Origin of the sequence: Hymenobacter lapidiphilus, from assembly GCF_003417065.2 — a bacterium.
Taxonomy (GTDB): Bacteria; Bacteroidota; Bacteroidia; order Cytophagales; family Hymenobacteraceae; genus Hymenobacter.
Genome location: NZ_QVLT01000037.1, coordinates 20,808 through 41,498, shown reverse-complemented (window position 1 = coordinate 41,498; position 20,691 = coordinate 20,808). Strand labels below are relative to the sequence as shown.

The 20,691-nt window shown below is 60.8% G+C and carries 12 protein-coding genes and 1 pseudogene; 8 read left to right on the top strand and 5 right to left on the bottom strand.

Going from position 1 to position 20,691, the window contains the following annotated elements; all coding sequences use genetic code 11:
* Window positions 1-3,325 (bottom strand): HAMP domain-containing protein (locus D0N36_RS16725; protein WP_242478972.1); only part of this gene is annotated, 3,325 nt, incomplete at its 3' end.
* Window positions 3,326-3,703: 378 nt separating this feature from the next.
* Between D0N36_RS16725 and topA the strand changes: the two genes are divergently transcribed.
* From topA to D0N36_RS16690, 7 genes and pseudogenes are all read left to right on the top strand, one after another.
* The gene (gene topA, locus D0N36_RS16720) at window positions 3,704-6,205 is read left to right on the top strand and encodes a type I DNA topoisomerase (protein WP_116942971.1); all 2,502 of its coding nucleotides are present in this window, start codon (window positions 3,704-3,706) and stop codon (window positions 6,203-6,205) included.
* Between the two features lie 188 nt (window positions 6,206-6,393).
* Window positions 6,394-7,290 carry a DUF4846 domain-containing protein gene (locus D0N36_RS16715; protein WP_199798363.1) on the top strand — a complete coding sequence of 299 codons (897 nt, stop codon included), beginning with the start codon at window positions 6,394-6,396 and terminating at the stop codon, window positions 7,288-7,290.
* 145 nt (window positions 7,291-7,435) lie between these two features.
* Window positions 7,436-8,155 carry an SIR2 family NAD-dependent protein deacylase gene (locus D0N36_RS16710; protein WP_116942969.1) on the top strand — a complete coding sequence of 240 codons (720 nt, stop codon included), beginning with the start codon at window positions 7,436-7,438 and terminating at the stop codon, window positions 8,153-8,155.
* Window positions 8,156-8,258: 103 nt separating this feature from the next.
* Window positions 8,259-9,653, top strand: a complete 1,395-nt coding sequence (locus D0N36_RS16705) for a peptidoglycan DD-metalloendopeptidase family protein (protein ID WP_116942968.1) — start codon at window positions 8,259-8,261, stop codon at window positions 9,651-9,653.
* A 51-nt stretch (window positions 9,654-9,704) separates the two neighbouring features.
* Window positions 9,705-10,244 carry a metal-dependent hydrolase gene (locus D0N36_RS16700; protein WP_116942967.1) on the top strand — a complete coding sequence of 180 codons (540 nt, stop codon included), beginning with the start codon at window positions 9,705-9,707 and terminating at the stop codon, window positions 10,242-10,244.
* Window positions 10,245-10,329: 85 nt separating this feature from the next.
* Window positions 10,330-14,106 carry a BamA/TamA family outer membrane protein gene (locus D0N36_RS16695; RefSeq protein WP_116942966.1) on the top strand — a complete coding sequence of 1,259 codons (3,777 nt, stop codon included), beginning with the start codon at window positions 10,330-10,332 and terminating at the stop codon, window positions 14,104-14,106.
* Between the two features lie 186 nt (window positions 14,107-14,292).
* Window positions 14,293-15,290 (top strand): annotated as a pseudogene (locus D0N36_RS16690) (Ppx/GppA phosphatase family protein).
* A gap of 162 nt (window positions 15,291-15,452) precedes the next feature.
* Here D0N36_RS16690 and ppk1 read toward each other — a convergent pair.
* From ppk1 to D0N36_RS16670, 4 genes are all read right to left on the bottom strand, one after another.
* Window positions 15,453-17,771: a polyphosphate kinase 1 gene (gene ppk1, locus D0N36_RS16685; RefSeq protein WP_116942965.1), complete on the bottom strand. Its 2,319-nt coding sequence runs from the start codon at window positions 17,769-17,771 to the stop codon at window positions 15,453-15,455.
* Window positions 17,772-18,043: 272 nt separating this feature from the next.
* Window positions 18,044-18,184 (bottom strand): hypothetical protein, encoded by a 141-nt coding sequence (locus D0N36_RS16680; RefSeq protein ID WP_190242728.1) that lies wholly within the window; start codon window positions 18,182-18,184, stop codon window positions 18,044-18,046.
* Between the two features lie 2 nt (window positions 18,185-18,186).
* Window positions 18,187-18,756 carry a hypothetical protein gene (locus D0N36_RS16675; RefSeq protein WP_116942964.1) on the bottom strand — a complete coding sequence of 190 codons (570 nt, stop codon included), beginning with the start codon at window positions 18,754-18,756 and terminating at the stop codon, window positions 18,187-18,189.
* 100 nt (window positions 18,757-18,856) lie between these two features.
* A complete protein-coding gene (locus tag D0N36_RS16670; RefSeq protein ID WP_116942963.1) occupies window positions 18,857-19,651 on the bottom strand; it encodes a M48 family metallopeptidase in 795 nt (264 codons plus the stop codon).
* A 281-nt stretch (window positions 19,652-19,932) separates the two neighbouring features.
* Here D0N36_RS16670 and D0N36_RS16665 point away from each other — a divergent pair, with 281 nt between their 5' ends.
* Window positions 19,933-20,547: a fumarylacetoacetate hydrolase family protein gene (locus D0N36_RS16665; protein WP_116942962.1), complete on the top strand. Its 615-nt coding sequence runs from the start codon at window positions 19,933-19,935 to the stop codon at window positions 20,545-20,547.
* Window positions 20,548-20,691 lie beyond the last annotated feature (144 nt).

Genomic DNA, 20,691 nt, shown 5'->3' with positions numbered 1-20,691 from the left:
TCGGCGGCGGGTGCCGGCGGAGCCAGGCCCGGCGGGGCCGGCGCGGCTCGGCGGCGGCCGGAGCAGCCGCAACCGGGGCGGCTGCCGGAGCTGGCCGGCGCATCAGACGTCGGCGGATGGGCTCGGGTTCCGGCTCGGGTTCGAGGTATTCCATCAGCTGGAAGGCCGAAAGACCCAGCTGCAGGTCGTCGGCAATATCGGTCAGGTTCTGGCTGCTGGTGGTCAGCTCCTGCATGCTAGTGGAAAGCTGCTTGGCGGTGCCGGCCACCTGCTGGGTGCCCGAGGCCGTCTGCTCGGCAATGGCTACTACTTCTTCCACGTACTTCACCACGTCGCCGATACTCGTTTTCTGAATTTCGGTGGCCGTAAGAATGTCGCGGCTGGTACGCAGGGTTTCGCCGCTGCTGGTAGCAATGTTTTTAAAGGCCGAGCTGGCCTCGAAGGTGGCGTTTTTACCCTTGAGTACCCGGCCTTCCATGGTGCTGATAGCGGTAGCGGCCGAAGTGGTGTCCTTGCGTACATCCTCTACCAGCGTGGCAATTTCGCTGGCCGATTTGCGGGAGCCTTCGGCCAGCTTCCGGATTTCTTCGGCTACTACGGCAAAGCCACGGCCGGCCTCCCCGGCCCGGGCGGCCTCAATAGCCGCGTTCAGGGCCAGCAGGTTGGTTTGGGAGGCAATGTCGGTAATAACGCCCAGCGACTTGCTGATTTCGCCCGAACGCGTGCTCAGTACTTCGATGGTTTTCGAGGTCTGGGCGGCGGCCGAGCTGATTTCCTCCATGTTCTTCACCACTTCGGCCACCGTTTTCAGGCCCAGCTGCGAGGTCTGCTCACCGAGGATGGCCGCCTTAATACCGACATCGGCTTTACCGGCGGTTTCCTTGGTGGCCTGCATGATTTCCTCAATCAGCTTGAAGGCCTGGTCGGTCTTGAGAGCTTGGTTCTGGGCACCTTCGGCCATTTGCTGCATGGCGCGGGCCACATCGGCCGTTACCTGGCTCATGGCCTGCCCCTTCTCCACCATCTCCTCCGACGACTCGCCCACAATCTGCGACGACTCGTTGATTTCGCCCAGCAACTCGTTGAGGTTGTCAACGGCCAGGTTCAGGGCGTCGGCCATGGCCCGAATGTCGCCGGTGGTTTCAATCTCGGCCCGCTGCTGCAAGTCGCCTTCCGAAATGGCCCGCACCACGCGGCTTACTTCGAGTACCGGCGAGGCAATGGATTCTATGAGGGCGTTGAGCGTGTCCACGAGCTCTTTCCACGAGCCCGACACGTCGGTTACGGTGGCCCGCTCGGTGAGCTTGCCCTCCACTCCGGCTACTTTGGCTACCCGGCTTACTTCCACGGCCAAACGATTCAGGTCATCCACCATGCGGTTGATGGTGTCGGCCAGATCGGCCACTTCGCCCTGGGCGCCCAGCGTCAGCTTCTGGGTCAAGTCGCCCTGGCTTACGGCGGTTACTACTTTCACGAGGCCCCGCACCTGGGTGGTGAGGTTGGCGGCCATAGTATTTACGTTGTCGGTCAGCTGCTTCCACACGCCATCCACGTTGGGCACGTTGGCCTGTCCACCCAAGCGGCCCTCGGTGCCCACCTCCTGGGCCACGCGGGTTACTTCGCCGGCAAACACGTTCAGCGAGTCCACCATCTGGTTGATGTTGTCCTTGAGGTCGAGCAGCTCGCCTTTCACGTCAACCGACACCTTCTGGCTCAAATCACCCCGGGCTACGGCCGAGGTTACGTTGGCAATGTCGCGCACCTGGCTCGTGAGCGAGGCGGCCATGAAGTTCACGTTATCGGTCAGGTCTTTCCAGGTACCGCGCACGTTGGGCACGTTGGCCTGGCCGCCGAGGCGGCCCTCGGTGCCTACTTCGCGGGCCACGCGGGTCACCTCGTCACCGAAGGTGTTGAGCGAATCCACCATCTGGTTGAGGTTTTCTTTGAGCTGAAACAGCTCGCCTTTTACATCAACCGATACTTTCTGGCTCAGGTCGCCTTTGGCTACGGCCGTGGCCACGTTGGCAATGTCGCGCACCTGAGAAGTCAGGTTGCTGGCCATCGTGTTCACGTTGTCCGTCAGGTCTTTCCAGGTACCCGAAACGCTTGGCACATTAGCCTGGCCGCCCAGAATACCCTCGGTGCCTACTTCGCGGGCCACGCGGGTTACTTCGCCGGCAAACACGTTGAGCGAGTCCACCATCTGGTTGAGGATGTCCTTGAGCTCCAGGATTTCGCCCTTCACGTCCACGGTCATCTTCTGCGTCAGGTCGCCTTTGGCTACGGCCGTGGCCACGTTGGCAATGTCGCGCACCTGAGAAGTCAGGTTGCTGGCCATCGTGTTCACGTTATCCGTCAGCTCTTTCCAAGTGCCGGCCACGTTGGGCACGGAGGCCTGGCCGCCGAGCTTGCCCTCGGTGCCTACTTCCTGAGCCACGCGGGTTACTTCGCCGGCAAACAGGTTGAGCGAGTCCACCATCTGGTTCAGGTTCTGCTTCAGATCGAGCAGCTCGCCTTTCACATCGACGGTGATTTTCTGGCTCAGGTCGCCTTTGGCTACGGCCGTGGCCACGTTGGCAATGTCGCGCACCTGAGAAGTCAGGTTGCTGGCCATCGTGTTTACGTTATCCGTCAGGTCTTTCCATACCCCGCCCACGTTGGGCACGGAAGCCTGGCCGCCGAGCTTGCCTTCGGTGCCTACTTCCTGGGCCACGCGGGTTACTTCGCCGGCAAACAGGTTGAGGTTGTCGATGGTCTTGTTGATGGTTTCAGCCATCACCTTGAAGTCGCCCGAAACCGGAATCTGGAACGTCTCGTCGAGGTTGCCGCGGCTGATGTTCTTGAGCACCTTGCCTACTTCGAGTACCGGCACGGCAATGCTATCCACCAAGCCGTTGATGTTGTTGATCATGTCGCGCCAGAAGCCGGCGGCGCTTTCAACCGAGGCCCGGGCCTTCAGATTGCCCTCCACGCCGGCCACCTTCGAAATACGCGACACCTCGCCGCCCACGCCGGCAATCATGTCCACCATCGAGTTGTAGGCCTCGGCTATTTCGGCGAAGATGTCGTCGTTCTGCTTGGTCAGCCGCACACTCACGTCGCCCTTCTTAAAGGCATCGAGCGCATAAAGCACCCGGTTGAGCTGGTCGTTGATATAGTCCGAATCGGAACTCTTAGTCGATAATTGACGGGAATCCTCTGCTCCTTTTTTACGCGTGTGGTCGCTGCGGACCGGTAGCGAAGCCGCGCCGGGAGCCTTTGCAGTAACAGTGTCCGGGGTCGTGGTGGCCGGACGGGTGGATTGGGACGTCTTTGCTGAAGCCATAGGGAGGAAGAGTAACCAAATCCGCGCAGCATGGGCTGAGCGCAAACAAAACTGCCAGGATGGGATTTCTTAGCCAACAAAGGTAGCAGAACTGCCGATTCGGCCATACCCCATTCCGGTATCCGTCATAAAAAGTCCGCATGTTTCTGCTTGACCGCTGCCGGGTGGGGCTTAGCAGCTAGCCACCAACCTGCTAGCCTGGCACTCTGGCCGCATGCGTCCCCGGTTACTCCTATATATAAGGAGGGCAGCCTACCCGCTTATTGGGAGGCCGTTAGGAAGGGGGCGGATTATTGCAGCATCTTTGCGGCAAAATTCAACTTTTGCGCGGGCCAACCCGTTTCCTAGTTCACACCCGTTCCGCGTCCCCCCCACCCTATGGTCAAAAATTTAGTTATCGTCGAGTCGCCTGCCAAAGCTAAAACCATCGAGGGATACCTCGGCAAAGACTTCGTTGTGCGCTCGTCATTCGGGCACGTCCGCGACTTGCCCAAGGATAACAATGCTATTGATATTGCCAACGGCTTCAAACCTACCTACGTCGTTTCAGCCGATAAGCGCGACATTATCAGCCAGTTGAAGAAGCTGGCCAAGGAGGCCGAAATTGTATGGCTGGCCAGTGACGACGACCGCGAGGGTGAAGCTATCAGCTGGCACCTGGCTGAAACGCTGAACCTGAACAGCGAGAAAACGCGGCGCATCGTGTTCCGCGAAATCACCAAGACCGCCATTCTCAAAGCCATTGAGAACCCGCGCGAAATCGACCTGAACCTGGTGAATGCCCAGCAGGCCCGGCGGGTGCTCGACCGGCTGGTAGGCTTCGAGCTGAGCCCGGTGCTGTGGAAAAAAGTGAAAGCCGGCCTATCGGCGGGCCGGGTGCAGAGCGTGGCCGTGCGGCTGGTGGTGGACCGTGAGCGGGAAATCAGCGGCTTCACGGTGACTTCGGCCTACCGGATAGTGGCCCGTTTCGATGCCGGCCGGGGGGCAGTGCTCGAAGCAGAGCTGCCCACCCGCTACAAAACCCGCGCCGAAGCGGAGTCCTTCCTGGCCCGTTGCGTGGGTGCCGATTACGCCATCCAGAACCTGGAGCAGAAGCCCGGCAAGCGCACCCCCGCCCCACCCTTTACAACCTCCACGCTGCAGCAGGAAGCCTCGCGCAAGCTCGGCTTCTCGGTAGCCCAAACCATGAGCGTGGCCCAGAAGCTCTACGAAGCCGGCCGTATCAGCTACATGCGGACCGACTCGCTGAACCTGTCGGAAGACGCCATTGCGGCCGCCAAAGCCGCAATTACCGACGCGTACGGCGCTGAGTACGCCCATACGCGCCACTTCAAAACCAAGTCGGCCTCGGCCCAGGAGGCTCACGAAGCCATCCGCCCCACCGACTTCACGCTGCTCAAAGCTGGCTCGGACTCGCAGGAGCAGCGCCTTTACGACCTCATCCGCAAGCGGGCCATGGCTTCGCAAATGGCCGACGCCGTGATTGAGCGTACGGTGGCCACCATTGGCATCAGCACCCAGCCGGGCGTTACGCTCACGGCCAGCGGCGAGGTTATCACGTTCGAAGGTTTTCTCAAAGCATACACTGAAAGCAAAGATGACGACGAGCAGGACAGCGACGAGCCCGCCGAATCGTCGTTCTCGCGCGGATTGCCGCCGCTTAGCGTGGGCCAGCAGCTGCCGCTGCAGCAGTTTACCGCCACCGAGCGGTTTGCCTCGCCGGCCGCCCGCTTCACGGAAGCTTCGCTGGTGAAGAAGCTGGAGGAAATGGGTATCGGCCGGCCTTCCACTTACGCGCCCACCATCAGCACCATTCAGAAGCGCGGCTACGTGGAGAAGGACTCGCGCGATGGCAAGGAGCGCAAGTTCCATGTGCTGACGCTGGATGGGCAGCAGGTAAAAACGGAAGTCAAAACCGAAACCTACGGCGCCGATAAGGCCAAGCTTTTCCCGACCGATGTGGCCATGGTGGTAACCGACTTTTTGGTTGAGCACTTCCCTGCCATCGTGGATTTCCAGTTCACGGCAAAGGTAGAGGACGAGTTCGACCGCATTGCCGACGGCCTCGACAACTGGACCGATATGCTGAGCGGCTTCTACACGCCTTTCCACAAAACCGTGGAGCTGGGCGAGGAGATTGAGCGCAGCACGCTGGGCAGCACCCGCGAAATCGGCCTGCACCCCGAAACGGGCCAGAAGCTGACTGCCCGCCTCGGCCGCTACGGCCCCTACGTGCAGATTGAGCCGCTGGAAGGCGCCCCCGAGGATGAAAAGCCGGTGTACGCCAGCCTGCGCAAAGGCCAGTTTATCGAGAGCCTGACCATCGAAGAGGCCCTCGACCTGTTCAAGCTGCCGCGGGTGGTGGGCGAGTTTGAGGAGAAGAGCATGACGGCCGCCCTCGGCCGCTTCGGCCCCTATATCCGCCACGACAGCAAGTTCTACTCGCTGCGCAAAGACCAGGACCCGCACACCATCACGGGCGACGAGGGTGTGGAGTTGATTGAGGCCAAGCGCAAGGCCGATGCCGAGCGGCTGATCAAGGCTTTCCCCGAAAACCTCGACATCCAGGTGCTTAACGGTCGTTTTGGGCCATACATCGTGGCGGGCAAGAAGAATGTAAAGATTCCGAAAGGCGAGGAGCCCACGGAACTGACGCTGGAACGCTGCCTGGAGTTGGCCGAAGCCACCCCCGACAAGCCCGCCCGCGGCAGCCGTTTCGCTAAGAAGGCTGCCCCCGCAGCCGAGGGAAAAACCGATACACCGGCCAAGAAGGCCGCCGCTAAAAAACCAGCCGCCAAGAAGAAGGCACCGGCCAAGAAAGCAGCCAGCGCAACGGCCAAGAAACCAGCGGCGAAGAAGCCAACGAAAAAGGCTGAATAGCCCAAAAAGCTGAACCACCTTTCCCGGTATCGTGCTTCGTGCCGGGCCGTACTTTCGCAAAGCTCCGGCCGTAACTGGCCGGAGCTTTTTTGTGGTTGAAGCAGCAAATAACTAATCTGCGGGCGCGTTCAGGCTTTCTACTCTTGAATCCATCCTAGATGCGAAAAAGCTGTTTACTCCTGCTGCCCTTGCTGCTGAACTGCACCGGGCCCAACGCTGAATCGACGGCCGGCCCGCTTACCACCATTGGCGCTGATGCCACGGCGGAAGCCCCCAAGCCGCCGCTACCCGCCCCGCCGGCACCTGCCTTGTACTCCTGGCTGCCGCCGGGCCGCTACCGGCCCAGCCAGACGGTGGCCGCCCGGTTTGCGCCGCCGGCCGGCTATCAGCGGATGGCGGTGGCGGCCGGCTCGTTTGGGCAGTGGCTGCGGTACCTGCCGCTGCTGCCGGCCGGCGTGCCCGTGAAGCTCTACAACGGTCAGCCCAAAGACCGCCAGGATGTGCACGCGGCCGTGCTTGATATAGATGTGGGCAGCCGCGACCTGCAGCAGTGTGCCGACGCCGTTATCCGGCTGCGCGCCGAATACCTGTTCGGCCAGAACCCCGACCAAGTGCATTTCCACCTGACCAGCGGCGACGACATTGACTTCAGAGACTGGTACTCGGGCCGGGGCTTTACGGTGCAGGGCGACGACGTGCTGCCCGCCGCCCGGCCTGCCGAAGCACCCAGCCACGCTAATTTCCGCCGCTACCTCGACCAGATTTTCACCTACGCTGGCACCCGTTCACTGAGCAGGGAGCTGCAGCCCACGCCCCTGGCGCAGGTGCAGGCCGGCGACGTGCTCATCCGGGGCGGCTCGCCGGGCCACGCTGTACTGGTGCTCGATGTGGCGGTGCAGCCCACCACTGGCCGCCGCCTGGTGCTGCTGGCCCAGAGCTACATGCCCGCCCAACAGATGCACGTGCTTACCAACCTTTGGGACGAAACCGGTCTGGGTGCCTGGTTCTACCTCGACCCGCAGCAGGAGCGCGTGGGCACGCCGGAATGGACATTCATAAGAACTGAGCTGGGCCGGTTTGAGTAGAGCAGAAAACAGCTGTTGTAACGGTCATTCTGATGCAGAACGAATATCGCGTGCAGCAGTAAACTCAGTTCCTTGTGCAACGTCAGCGCGCGAGATTCCATCTGCATCGGAATGACTGCCTCAACCCACCATCACGCACTAGACTATGAAGAAGAAGATTGTAGCCTTAACCGGCGCCGGCATTTCGGCAGAAAGTGGACTGGCAACGTTCCGAGGCTCCGATGGGCTCTGGGAGGGCCACCGCATCGAGGACGTGGCCACGCCCGAAGGCTGGGCCAGAAACCCGGCTCTGGTGCTGGATTTCTACAACCAGCGCCGCGCCGCCGCCCGGGCCGCCCGGCCCAACGCCGGCCACTTGGCCCTGGCCGCGCTGGAAGACCAGTTTGAGGTGGTAGTAATAACCCAGAACGTGGACGATTTGCACGAGCGGGCCGGCTCGACCAGGGTGCTGCACCTACACGGCAAGCTGTTCGAGAGCCGCAGCTCACGCCACGAGGAGCTGGTGTACCCGATGAGCGGCGACCGGATTGAGCTGGGCGAGACCTGTGCGAAGGGCCACCAGCTGCGGCCCAATATCGTGTGGTTTGGCGAGGCTGTGCCCATGATGGAAGTGTCCATGGAAGAAGTAGAAACCGCCGACGTGCTGCTGGTCGTGGGCACTTCGCTGCAGGTGTATCCGGCGGCAGGCCTGGTTGATTATGTGCCCCGCAACGCGCCCATTTACATCATCGACCCCAGCCGGCCGCCGGTATCCAACCGCCCGCGCCTGCACTTCTTTACCGAGCCCGCCACCACCGGCCTACCCCGCGTGGCGCAGCAGCTGCGGCAGGAGCTGGCGGATGAGTGGCCATTAGGCCAAACCTGATTCGCGTTGGTCGATATATAAGCAGCCGCAAAATGAATATTTTTATAAGATATATATAATTTAGCATCTTGAAAACATTATATTTCATCTTATCGCCTGGGCCATGCAAAAACGTTTATCCCTCTCGTTAGTAGCTATTATAGGCGTGGGCCTTGGCTCGGCCCTAGGCCAAAACAGCACTCCGGCGGGCGGAGGTGGCTACTCGCCGCCAGTTGGCATCTGCCTCACGGGCGAGCAACGGGTTGAAATCGATACTATGCTGGCCCGCAACGTGCGCCAACTCATCAGCCAGGGCCTTCTGCCTGCTGAGCCAGCCCGGCCGGAGGCGGCCGTTCTGCTCGACTGGCCGCTACGCCAGGCAGCGGGCTTCAAGTACAACAGCATTTACGGGGTTTCTAACTTTGTCGACCATAACCCGACAATTGGGAAACTCCAGGACTGGAACTGCAATACCCGCACCTACGACACGGGCAACTACAACCACGCCGGCACCGATATTTTCCTCTGGCCCTTCGACCAGAACATGATGGAGAGCGGACAGGCGCAGATTACAGCGGCGGCTCCCGGCGTTATTATCGGCCGCTACGACGGTAACTTCGACCTCAACTGCGTTCTGTCCAATGCCAACTGGAACGCGGTGTATCTGCGCCATACCGATGGGTCGGTAACCTGGTACGGGCACATGAAAACCGGATCGGTGACCAGCAAGCAACTCGGCGCAACAGTTGCTGCGGGCGAAGTACTGGGCACGGTGGGCAGTTCGGGTAGCTCCACCGGCCCCCACCTGCACTTCGAGCTGCATGATGCACAGGGCAAGATAATAGACCCGTATGCTGGCCCCTGCGGCGCGGCGACCAGCTCCTGGACGGCGCAAAAGCCCTACTACGAACCCACTATCAATACCATACTCACCCATCAGCAGGCGCCGGTATTCGAAGCCTGCCCTAAACCCGACCAAACCAACCTAAGCGACAACCTGACGGCCGGCGAAACTGCCTATTTCGCCGCCTATTACCACGACCAGCGCCAGGGGCAAGCAAGCATCTATACTGTTTACCGGCCCAATAATACTGTCTTTTCCACCTGGACCCACAGCTCACCGGCAGCTCATTACGCCGCCTCTTACTGGTACTGGCCGCTCAAAATGCCCACAACGGCTGTACCCGGTAGCTGGCGGTTCGAAGTAGCCTATGAAGGCACTGTAGTTAAGCACGAATTCACGGTGGGCAAAACCGTTACGGCTCTTGCCAGCGCACGCCAGGCAGCGGCCTTTACGCTGGCCCCCAACCCGGCTCGCCAGCGGGCCACGCTCACGCTGGCCGGGCCGCCTGCCGCCGGGGCCGAAGCGGTTATTCGTACCATGCTGGGACAAGTGGTGAGCCGGCAGCCGCTGGCAACCCGCCTCACCGAGCTGGCTTTACCGGCTTCTCCTGGCCTATACCTGGTTACGCTGCCTACCACCGAGGGGCCTGCTACCCAAAAGCTGCTGATTGAGTAATTTCGGGCTGCCTCCCGGCAAGTCTCACTACTTCTCCCCTCCCTTTCTTCTATGGCCTCTATTGTCGGGCACTGCGTGCTGGGTGCCACGCTGGCTAAGCTGCTGCTACCCGAACGCCGCTATTGGCCCTACTGGCTGCTGGCCGCCGCCTGCGCCTTTCTGCCCGATGCCGACGTGGTCGGTTTCAAGCTGCATATTGCCTACGACAGCCTGTGGGGCCACCGCGGCCTGAGCCATTCGCTGGTGGCGGCCGTGGTAGTGGCTACTGTGGTGGTGCTGTTGGTAGGTGGCCGGGCCGGCGCGCCGCCGCGTGGGCGGCTGTGGGCTTTGCTGTTTTTGGCTACCGCCTCGCATGGCGTGCTCGATGCCATGACCACCGGGGGGCTGGGCGTGGCCTTTTTCAGTCCTTTTGATGCGGAGCGGCACTTTTTCGGGTTCCGGCCGATTGCGGTTTCGCCCATTGGTATAAAAAACTTCCTGGGCGAATGGGGCGCCCGGGTGTTGCGGAGCGAAGTAAAATGGGTACTGCTGCCGTGCGCGCTGGTGCTGCTGGTGCAGGCAGCCGTACTACGCAGGCAGCGAGTGGCCTGAAGCGCATAGCAGGCACAGAAATTAAAGCCGGATTAAATCGGAATATGGCCCGGCCCGTAGAAGAAAACCCTACATCCTCCCTTCTATGGTAATTAGCTACGCCCGTACGCTGTTAACGGGCCTGAGCCTGACAGCTTCCCTGTCGGTTTTCGCCCAAACGCCCCCGGCCCACAAGGTGTTTCTGCTGGGTAACACGGCCGGCCTCAACCTGCCGGTCCGCCACCTCAACGCCCTGCGCCGCGTGCTGGAGCAGCAAACCGGCCCGTTTACCGTCGTGCATTTGGGAGATGTAGTGAGCCCCGAGGGCCTGGGCGGCAAGCAGGATTCCAGCCGCACCGGCCAAACGGCACGCATTGACGCCCTCATTTCCTTGGTGCAGGGGCTGCCCAACGGCAAGCTTTACTTTGTGCCCGGCGATAAGGACTGGGCTGACTCGGGGCCAGACGGCCTGAAGCGGGTGCGGCGGCTCGAAAAGTATATCGAGGAGCACAACGGCGAGCACACGTTCATTCCCGAAAACGGCTGCCCCGGCCCCTATATCGTAGACATAGCGCCGCTGGTACGGCTGGTGGCTCTCAACTCGCCCTGGTTCACCCACCCCTACAGCAAACCCGAGGCCCCCGATACCGACTGCTCGACGCTGACCCAGGAAGAGTTCCGCGAGCAGCTCCAGGATGTGCTCGACGATACCAAGGGCCGCAACGTGCTGCTCGTAGGCCACCAGCCCGTCGTCAGCAACGGCGAGTACGGCGGGCACCTGCCGCTGGGCCGCTACCTGTGGCCTCCAGTTGTTGGCGCCTTCGGCGCCGCCTACCACCAAAACGTGGGCACGCCCCGCGACCTGGCCAACCCGGGCTACCAGCAGTTCCAGCGCGAAGTACTCAACACCCTGCGCGACCACCCCGGCACAGTGTACGCCGCCGCCCACGATTACAGCCTCCAACTCACCTCCCAGCAGGGCAGCTACCACCTTGTAGCGGGCTCGTTTGCCGAAGCCCGCCACGTGGCCGGTAACTCCGACTCGCAGTTCAACGAGGCCAAGCAGGGATTTTCGGAGCTTGATTACTACAACGATGGCACCGTGAAAACCACTTTTTTCACGTTTGATGATAGCGCGGCCCCGGCTGCCTCCGGCCGGACCCGCTTGGTCTACTACGACAAAGTGGCCGAAAGCCCCTTACAGTCGGCTTACTCAGAGACGCTGTTTCAGAGCGCCTGCCAGGAGCCACGTTTGCCTAATGTGCCGGTCAACAGCTTTATTCCTGAGTGTCTCTCGGCCCCTAGGGGTGTGGCTGAGCTTAAGCCCGACGCTCCTTTTGCAGCCTTACAGACGCTGCCGGCTGGTGCCCAGTATGGCGGTACCAAATCGTCGCGTTTCTGGCTCGGGCCGGGGTACCGCACGTCCTGGACTCAGCCCGTGCAGGTGCGCACGCTTAACCTGGGCACCGAACTGGGGGGGCTGCGGCCCTTTGGGCGGGGCGGCGGACGCCAGACGACTTCGCTCAAGCTGATTGCTGCCGACTCGTCGGAGTACGTGTTCCGGTCGGTTGACAAGGACGTAACCAAGATTCTGCCGCCCGAGCTACGCCGCTCGTTTGCCGCCGATGTGCTGCGCGACATCACGCCTACGGCCCACCCCTACTCGGCGCTGGTTATCAGCTCGCTGCTCGATAAAACCGACATTCTGCACGCCCGGCCCCGGCTGTTCGTGCTGCCCGATAACCAGCAGCTCGGCCCCTATCGCACCGACTATACCGGCCTGCTGGGCACGCTCGAAAACCGCCCACAGGACCCCAAGCCCAACCTGCCGGGCTTCGCGGGCGCCGACAATATCCGCCGCTCGTTCAGCTTCTTCCGCCAGCTCTACAAAGACAACGACAACCGTGTGGATGCCGTGGCGCTGGGCCGGGCCCGGGCCTTCGATATGCTGGTGGCCGACTTCGGCAAGCATGAGGACAACTGGAAGTGGGCGGCTTACGAAGACGGCAAAAAAGCCCTCTACAAACCCATTCCGCGCGACCGGGACCAGGCGTTTACCCTCTGGAATGGCAAGTTGACTTACCTGGCCAACCGTGAGTGGGCGTTGCCCAGCATCGAGGATTTCCAGGGCGAGTTCAACGACATGAAGAGCCTGAACTGGCCCGCCCGCCATCTCGACCGGTTCCTGCTGCAAAGCCTGAACCGCCAGCAGTGGCAGGAAATCGCGAAGTATCTGCAGAACACCATTACCCCGGCCGCTATTGATGAGGCCACGGCTTCACTACCCTCTGAACTCAGGACCCTCTCAACCGACGAGCTCAACCGCAAGCTTAAATCCCGCATCCAGCAACTGCCTGTGGCCCTGGACCGCTACTACCTGCTGCTAGCCCAGCGCGTTGATGTGGTGGGCTCCAACAAGGGCGAGGTATTCCAGGTGAACCGCCTGGCCGACGGCACGGTGCGGGTGCAGCTATTCGACCGCGCCAGTGAGGGCGACGAGCCCAACGGCCCTGCCCTGTTCGACCGGACGTTTCAGCCCAAGGAAACCGAGGAAATCAGCCTGTACGGGCTCGATGGCCGCGACGTATTTACAGTAACCGGCGAGGCCAAAAACAGCGTTCTGGTGCGCATTATCGGCGGATCGGGCAAAGACCAGATTGCCGATAACTCGCAGGTGCGCGGCCTGCGTACGCTCACTAAAGTGTACGACGTACCCGGCACCGACATGCAGCTGAGTTCCGAGGCCGACAACCGCACCTCAACCAAACCCGGCGTGAATGCCTACGACCGGGAGCAGTTCGAGTTCGACTCGTACCGGCCTACCATTGGGCTGGGCTACAACCGCAACGACGGCTTTGCGGCCAGCGCGGGCGTCTCGCTTCTGCGCCAGGGCTTTCGCAAGCCTGGCTATAAAAACCGCTACGATTTCCTGCTTGAAGGCAGCACCGGCGGCCAGCGCCAGTTCACGGCCAGCACCCGCCACCGCTACGCCATCGGGAAGGTCGATGCCGGGGCTTCGTTCAGCTACGGCAGCTACTTCCCGTTCTATAACTTCTTCGGCCTGGGCAACAACACGCCTCTCGACCAGGACCGCTACGACGACAATTTTTACCGGGCCCGCTACAAGGGCATAATCCTCAACGCCTTCCTGGAGCGCACCTTTTTCCAGCGGAGCGTACTGCGCGTGGGCCCCAGCTACGAGTACTACAACAACGATTTTGCCGCCGACAGCTACCTGGGCACGTACCCGCTCCGCCCCGACGTGCCCGCTTCCGACCCGGTCATCAACACCGGCTTCCAGCGCCTGGTAGGCCTGAACGCGCTGTTCGACCTCGATTTGCGCGACCGGCCCAACTTTGCCCAGCGCGGGGTGCGCCTGCTGGTTCAGCACGATTCCTACCACCAGCTCAACGGCAGCAAGGGCAACTTCGGGCTCACCCAGGGCTTTGCCCAGTACTACGGCACAGCCCGGCTGCTCATTCCGATGACGCTGGTGGTGAAGGGCGGCGGCGCCAGAAACTACGGCAACAACGACGACATCCCGTTCTACAAATTCACCAGCCTGGGCCTGCGCGAAGGATTGCGCGGCTATTACCGTAACCGTTTCAGCGGCGACGCCAGCCTCTACCTCAACACAGAGCTGCGCCTGGCGCTGGGCCGCAGCAAAAACGGTTTCCTGCCCTTCTCCTACGGCGCTTTCGGGTTCTACGACCGGGGCCGGGTGTACCTGAACGGCACCTCGCCCGGCGGCTGGCACCAGGGCTACGGCGCGGGCGTGTATCTGGCCCCCGTATCCGACCAGTTTGCCTTCTCAGTTTCCTATCAGAAATCGGTGGAAAACAACCTGCTCCAGTTCGGTTTGGGTTTTCGCATTGATAAGTAGCGCCTGATAGCTGTTGCAGAGGGCGGTATAGGGGCGGGACTTGCCCCTATACCGCCGTCAGAACAATGTATTGAACAGCTGTTCTAAGGTGCCGCAAAGCACGTGTTAAAGGCGGGCGGGGGCAGGCCCCGCCCTTACTCCGTCCTCCGTAACTTGGGTTAGCTGAATGCCCTCTTATATTTGCCCATGCACTTTCCTCTCCTCAAGTTAGCCGCTATTGATATTGGGTCGAACGCCGTGCGCTGCCAGATTTCGGCCGTGCTGCACCACGAAGACCGATACCGGCTGAAGCGGGTCGAGTATATTCGCTATCCGTTGCGGCTGGGCGAAGACGTGTTTGCCACCGGCCGTATTTCAGAGGCCAAGCAGGCGAAGTTTATCAAGTTCCTGCACGCGCTGCGCCTGCTGATGGAAGTGCACGATGTGGCGCCCAACCACTACCTCATCTGCGCTACCTCGGCCATGCGTACTGCCCAGAACGGCCCCGAAGTGGTGGCCCTCATCCAGCAGAAGCTGGGCATGCTGGTGAACGTGATTGACGGCCAGGCCGAGGCCCTCTACATCAATCGCGTAATCGAGCACCTGCTCGAAGACAACAAGCACTACCTGCACATCGACGTCGCGGCGGCAGCACCGAGTTCAACATTTACCACAACCGCCGCAAAGTGGCTTCGCAGTCGTTCGAAGTGGGCAGCATCAGGCGCATGCAACAGGAAGAAGCCGGCCTGAGCACCGAGGCCATGCGTGAAACCTGGCAGCGTATGGAAGACTGGGTGCGCGAAAACGCCCGGCGCTACCACGTCACGCGGGCCATCGGCACGGGCGGCAACATCAACAAAATCTACAGCATGGCCCAGGCCGGCACCCCCCTGGACAAGCCCGTAACCCGCCAGCGTATTGCCGACCTGCTGGAGCGCATCACTAATATGAGCATGGATGAGCGCGTGAACGTGGCCCTGCTCAACCCCGACCGCGCCGACGTTATTGTGCCGGCCGGCCACATTTACCTCTCGGCCATGGAATGGGCCGATGTGCAGCACATGTTCGTGCCCGATATTGGCCTCAAGGACGGTATGCTGCAGACCCTGTTTGAGGAGCACTTCGAGGAGTTCCGCGCCCGCGACGACCACCGCCCCGGCGGCCCTACTACCACCATCCAGAGCCGGCCTACCGAAACGGAGTAGCGACAGTTGATAGCCAAAGATGAGATAGAACGTCATTCAGAGCGAAGCGAAGAATCTCGCGTGCTGACGTTGCAAAGCTGTTGTTCAACGAGCCCCGAGCGAGATTCTTCGCTTCGCTCTGAATGACGTTCTATCTTACTTCTCTTATCTGCGCAATAAAATTTACGCCAGGTCGGCCTCTTCCTGGGCGTCGTAGTCGACGTTGGCGCTCATCGGAACCTCCTTCTGGCGAGGCACAGTTTCGGGCGCAGTTTTGCCGGACGCGGGAGGCAGCATTTCGGAGGTAATGACTACTACCGCCTCCTTGGGCTGGGCATTGGCATCCTCGGAAGAGGCCCGGATATTGGCCACCGAAAGCCAGTCATCGTAGAGTGCCTCTTCGGGCATAACCGTGAAGCTGCGGCTGTAGAACTCCTTGTGCAGGTTGGAAACGGGCTCGTCTTCCTGCGGCGTGCGGCGCACGTAGGCGCCGTCTTCGCGCATCACGTAGGTGTTCTGGTTGTCGAGCAGGTTGTAGTAGAGGATGTTGATGGCCTCGCGCTTGATCTGGGGGTTGGCCAGCAGAAACAACGCCTCCAGCCGCCGCTCGAAGGAGCGTACCATCATATCGGCCGAGCCGGCGTACACTTTGGGGTTGCCAGCCTGGTGGAAATAGAACAGCCGGGCGTGCTCCAGATAGTCGCCTACAATGCTGCGCACCTCGATGTTCTCGCTCAGGCCCGCCCGGCCCGGGCGCAGGCAGCAGATGCCACGCACGATAAACCGGATGGGCACGCCGGCCTTGCTGGCCTTGTAGAACTCGTCAATCATCTCCTTGTCTTCCAGCGAGTTCATCTTCATCACGATGCCGCTGGGCAGGCCTTTCTTGGCGTTCTTTACCTCTTCCCGAATCAGGCACACCAACTGCTGGCGCATGTCTTTGGGGGCCGTAATCAGGTATTCGTATTCGTCGGGCTGGCTGTGGCCGGTTATCACGTTGAAGAATTCCGACACGTCGTGGCCATACACTTCGTCGGTCGTGAGCAGGCTCACATCGGTGTAGATGCGCGAGGTCTGCTCGTTGTAGTTGCCGGTGCCCAGGTGCACGTAGCGCGTCACTTTCTCGCCTTCGCGGCGGATAATCATGAGCATCTTGGTGTGGGTCTTGAACTTGCTGACCCCGTAAATCACGAAGCAGCCGGCCTTTTCGAGCCGCGCGCCCTCCCGGATGTTGCGCTCCTCATCAAACCGCGCCTTCACCTCGAACAGCACCGATACGTGTTTGCCATTTTCGGCCGCCTTGAGCAGCGCGGCCGTTACCCGCGAGTCGTCGGCGAGGCGGTAAATGGTCTGCTTGATGCCCAGTACGTGCGGGTCCTCTGCCGCCTGTTCCAGCAGCCGCACCACCGGGTCGATGCTGTTGTAGGGATGGTGCAGCAGCACATCCTGGTGCTTGAGGTAGTCAAACAGGTTTTCCTCCACCGTTTCGGGCAGCGTGATGGGCGGCACCGGGGCCGGCTGCTTAAAGCCCTTGCCCCGGAAATTGGGGTGCTTCAGAATCTGCAGCAGGCCGCGCATATCAATCATCGAGTTGATAACGAACACGTTACCGTTGTCGATATTCCACCGTTCGCGCAGTACCTGCATCAGGAACGCGGCGGCATTGGGCTCCACTTCCAGGCGCACCACGCGGCCTTTTTTACGGGTTTTGAGGCCCGATTGAATCTCCTTGATGAAGTTAGCGTCAATGTCGTCCGACTCTTCCAGCGTGAAGTCGCCGTTGCGGGTAATCCGGAACATATCGGCCGACAGAATCTCGACGTTGCGGAATAACTTGGGCAGGTTGGCCCGCACGATTTCCTCAATGGGCACGAACAGCACCTTGTCGCGCCGCGTCAGCTCGAAGAAGCGCGACAGGTTCTGCGGAATCTGCACGAATGTGAGCCGCTCCTGCCCCTTCTCCATCTCAATATCACCCGAACCCGTGCGCGTCACTACCCCGAAGATGAGCATCTGGTTCATCATCAGCGGGAAGCCGTGGTAGGAGTCGTACACCATGGGCGTGAGCAGCGGGAACACGGTGTTTTTGAAGTAGCCGTCGGCCTTTTTCAGCTCCACCTCCGTCAGGTCGCTCAGAGCCAGCACGTTGAAGCCGTGCTTTTCGAACTGCGGCTTCAAATCGTTCACATACGTCATCGACTGGTCGTTGACGAACCGATGGGCAAAATCGAGCAGCTTGCGCCGGAAGGGCATTTCGCGCAGCCCCGAGTAGTCCACCCGCTCCTTGCCGTAGTCGATATAGTTGTAAAGTGAGCCCACCCGAATCATGAAGAACTCGTCGAGGTTGCTGCTGGTAATGGCCATAAAGCGCAGCCGGTCGAAAAGCGAGCGACTGGTGTCGCGGGCCTGGTCGAGCACCCGGTAGTTGAAGCGCAGCCAGCTCAGGTCGCGGCTGATGTACTTGCTCTTACGAATCAGGTCGGCAGATTTGAAGATTTTCATAGGATAGCAGGCTTTAAGTGGCAAAATACGGGAAAACCGTGCCGTTACATGTTTTTGGGGCGGGAAATGCTGCGCGCATGGCCCGCCGTTGTGGCCGGCAGTGAAATACAATGGCGCCGGCATAGAAAATGATTCGCCCTGATGGACTACCTGTCGGTCCAATTCCATTCTTGGCCTGCTTCGTCACTCACGAGCCTACAAACAGAACAGCGCCGACCAACCGGCCGGCGCTGCATGGCGAATAATCAACGGTAAGCCTGGGCTTATTACGGTCAGGTAAGCTTATCGGGCTCGATTTCCGGCTCCGGGGCGGGCTTTGCCGGCGGAGTGGGTCGGGGCCGCCGCCGGTCGGTGGTAACGAGCAAGGCCAGGGCCGTGAGCGAGAGGCGCAGGAGCCATTTGCGGCTAAGCATATTTAGCGGGCGAAGAAGGCATTGTTGTTCTCTACCGTCAGGTCGCAGCGGCTGCCGCCGGTGTTTTCCTCGCACGAGGTACCCACGATTTCGTTGCTCTCGAAGTTGAAGTAGCAGAACGTGCAGCCCACGCTGGTGAGAATGTAACGCGGTGCGTTGGAACTCAGGTACAGGCTGTTATTAGACGAAGTCAGCAGCGGAATGGCCATGGCCCGGAACATGCCGTCGCGCAGGCCCAGGCCCACGAGGTAGTAGATGGCTTTGTCTTTGGGCGTTTCCTGGACCTTGCGGATAATGGTTTTATTGATGGATGTACCGTCGCCGAACTGCCGGGTGAATCGGGTGGCCAGCTCCTGCTTGGGCGTCATGTAATCTACCTTGTCGTTTACTACCTGGGCAATCTGCTTGCTGGTAGCTTCCATCTGCCGCCGGCTCAGCGCGTCGGGGTCGTTGGTAGGCGAGCTAACCTCCGGGAAGCCGCGTTTGCTGGTTTCGCAGGCGCTCAGCCCACCCAGCAATAGGGCGGCGCTCAGGCAGGCGGCAACGCTGTTACGCAGGAAAGAATTCATCATTTAAGATACGGGAAATAGCGATTTTGTTGGCAATATGGCGAGGTAACCGGCGAGCCTATGGGCAACGCCCCTACTGCGGTGTGCATAGTCAGCAGTGGGGTTAGCGGGGTTTGTAATACTTGCGGGCCTCGGGCAATTGCTGCTGAATATCGGCAATGCGCGTGCCATTGGACGGGTGCGTAGACAGGAACTCGGGCTGGGCCGACTGGCCGGCGCGCGCCTCCATGCGCTGCCAGAACGCCACGGCCCCCTCGGGGTTGTAGCCCGCCATGGCCATAAATACGAGGCCCAGGCGGTCGGCCTCTGACTCCTGGTTGCGGCCGTAGCTCAGCATACCCAATTGCGAGCCCGCCCCAACGGCATACAGAAACGCGTTCTGAACTCCCGTCGGGTTCTGGCCAACGGCCGTCGATAGGACCCCACCCAGCCCCTGCGCGGCCATTTGCTGGCTCATGCGCTCGGAGCCGTGCTTAGCTACGGCGTGGGCAATTTCGTGCGCCATTACTACGGCCAAGCCGTTTTCGTCCTGCGTGATGGGCAGGATGCCGGTGTACACCGCCGTTTTGCCGCCGGGCATGGCCCAGGCGTTTTCCTGCTTGTCGTCAATCAGGGTGAACTGCCAGGCATAGCCGTCGAGCTGTTGCGACTGGTTTTGCTGGCTGAAATACTGTTGAACGGCCTGCTCGATACGCTGGCCAACGCGCTTCACCATGGCTGCCTGTGCGCCGTTGCTCACTACCTGGCTACTGGCCAATACTTTCTGGTACTCCTGCGCGGCCATCTGGTTCATTTCGGTATCGGACACCAGGCTGAGTTGGCGGCGGCCCGTAATGGGAACCGTGGAGCAGGCCGTTGCCACGAAGAGGCAGCTAGCCAGGGCGATATTCTTAAACATGTGCTGATGCAGTTGAGAGGGAAGAAACCGGCCGCTTGCGCTTTCCCCGAAGCCCGGGCCAGACGCAGCCTGAACTGAGGTGCTATACGTCAGCAACCCGCCAAAATGTTTGCATTTAGCCCCACGCGACTAAAAACCTCCTCGTTTTGGTACCAGAGCCCCGTTAATTACCGTTACTTTTGAGACTGATGGGGCCTGGGCCTGGCAGGTGGTTGGATGAAAGCTGGTTTTGTCCGAACATTCTGCCGGCCCCGCGCCCCACAACCTCCAAGCCTCTCCCTATGAAAATCCTGTGCATCGGCCGCAACTACGCGGAGCATATTGCCGAACTGCAGAACGAAACGCCCAGCGCGCCCGTCATTTTTGCCAAGCCCGATACGGCCCTGCTGCAGCGTAACCAGCCGTTTTTCATGCCCGATTTCTCGCAGGACATTCACCACGAGATTGAGCTGGTGCTGCGGGTGTGCAAAAACGGCAAGAATATCGAGGAGCAGTTTGCGCCCACCTACTTCGACGCCATCGGGCTGGGCATCGACTTCACGGCCCGCGACCTGCAGAGCCAGCTCAAGAGCAAGGGCCTGCCCTGGGAGCTGGCCAAGGGCTTCGACGGCTCGGCCCCCATCTCCCAGACGTTTAAGCTGGTAGCCGACTTCGCCGACCTGGGCAACATCGACTTCCGACTCGAAGTGAACGGGCAAGTGCGCCAGCAGGGCAACTCGGGCCTCATGCTGCACGACTTCAGCAAAATCATCAGCTACATCTCGCGCTTCATCACCCTGAAAATGGGCGACCTGATTTTCACCGGCACGCCCAGCGGCGTGGGCCCCGTGCAAATCGGCGACCAGCTCGCGGGCTTCATCGGCGACGATAAAATGCTGGACCTGGCCATTAAGTAACCCGCTAATCCAAACGATGTAGGGGCAGGGCTTGTCCCCGCCCGCCGCCGAAACGATGCGTTGCCAGGATGTATCTACTGCTCAATTGCACGGTTCAACGGCGGGCGGGCACAAGCCCCACCCCTACATCGTTCGGCGCAACTC

What these genes read in the sequence shown, in the direction of transcription:
- topA (WP_116942971.1), top strand. Translation starts at nt 3,704, where the DNA reads ATGGTCAAAAATTTAGTTATCGTCGAGTCGCCTGCCAAAGCTAAAACC.
- D0N36_RS16710 (WP_116942969.1), top strand. Translation starts at nt 7,436, where the DNA reads ATGAAGAAGAAGATTGTAGCCTTAACCGGCGCCGGCATTTCGGCAGAA.
- D0N36_RS16705 (WP_116942968.1), top strand. Translation starts at nt 8,259, where the DNA reads ATGCAAAAACGTTTATCCCTCTCGTTAGTAGCTATTATAGGCGTGGGC.
- D0N36_RS16700 (WP_116942967.1), top strand. Translation starts at nt 9,705, where the DNA reads ATGGCCTCTATTGTCGGGCACTGCGTGCTGGGTGCCACGCTGGCTAAG.
- D0N36_RS16695 (WP_116942966.1), top strand. Translation starts at nt 10,330, where the DNA reads ATGGTAATTAGCTACGCCCGTACGCTGTTAACGGGCCTGAGCCTGACA.
- ppk1 (WP_116942965.1), bottom strand. Translation starts at nt 17,771, where the DNA reads ATGAAAATCTTCAAATCTGCCGACCTGATTCGTAAGAGCAAGTACATC.
- D0N36_RS16680 (WP_190242728.1), bottom strand. Translation starts at nt 18,184, where the DNA reads ATGCTTAGCCGCAAATGGCTCCTGCGCCTCTCGCTCACGGCCCTGGCC.
- D0N36_RS16675 (WP_116942964.1), bottom strand. Translation starts at nt 18,756, where the DNA reads ATGATGAATTCTTTCCTGCGTAACAGCGTTGCCGCCTGCCTGAGCGCC.
- D0N36_RS16670 (WP_116942963.1), bottom strand. Translation starts at nt 19,651, where the DNA reads ATGTTTAAGAATATCGCCCTGGCTAGCTGCCTCTTCGTGGCAACGGCC.
- D0N36_RS16665 (WP_116942962.1), top strand. Translation starts at nt 19,933, where the DNA reads ATGAAAATCCTGTGCATCGGCCGCAACTACGCGGAGCATATTGCCGAA.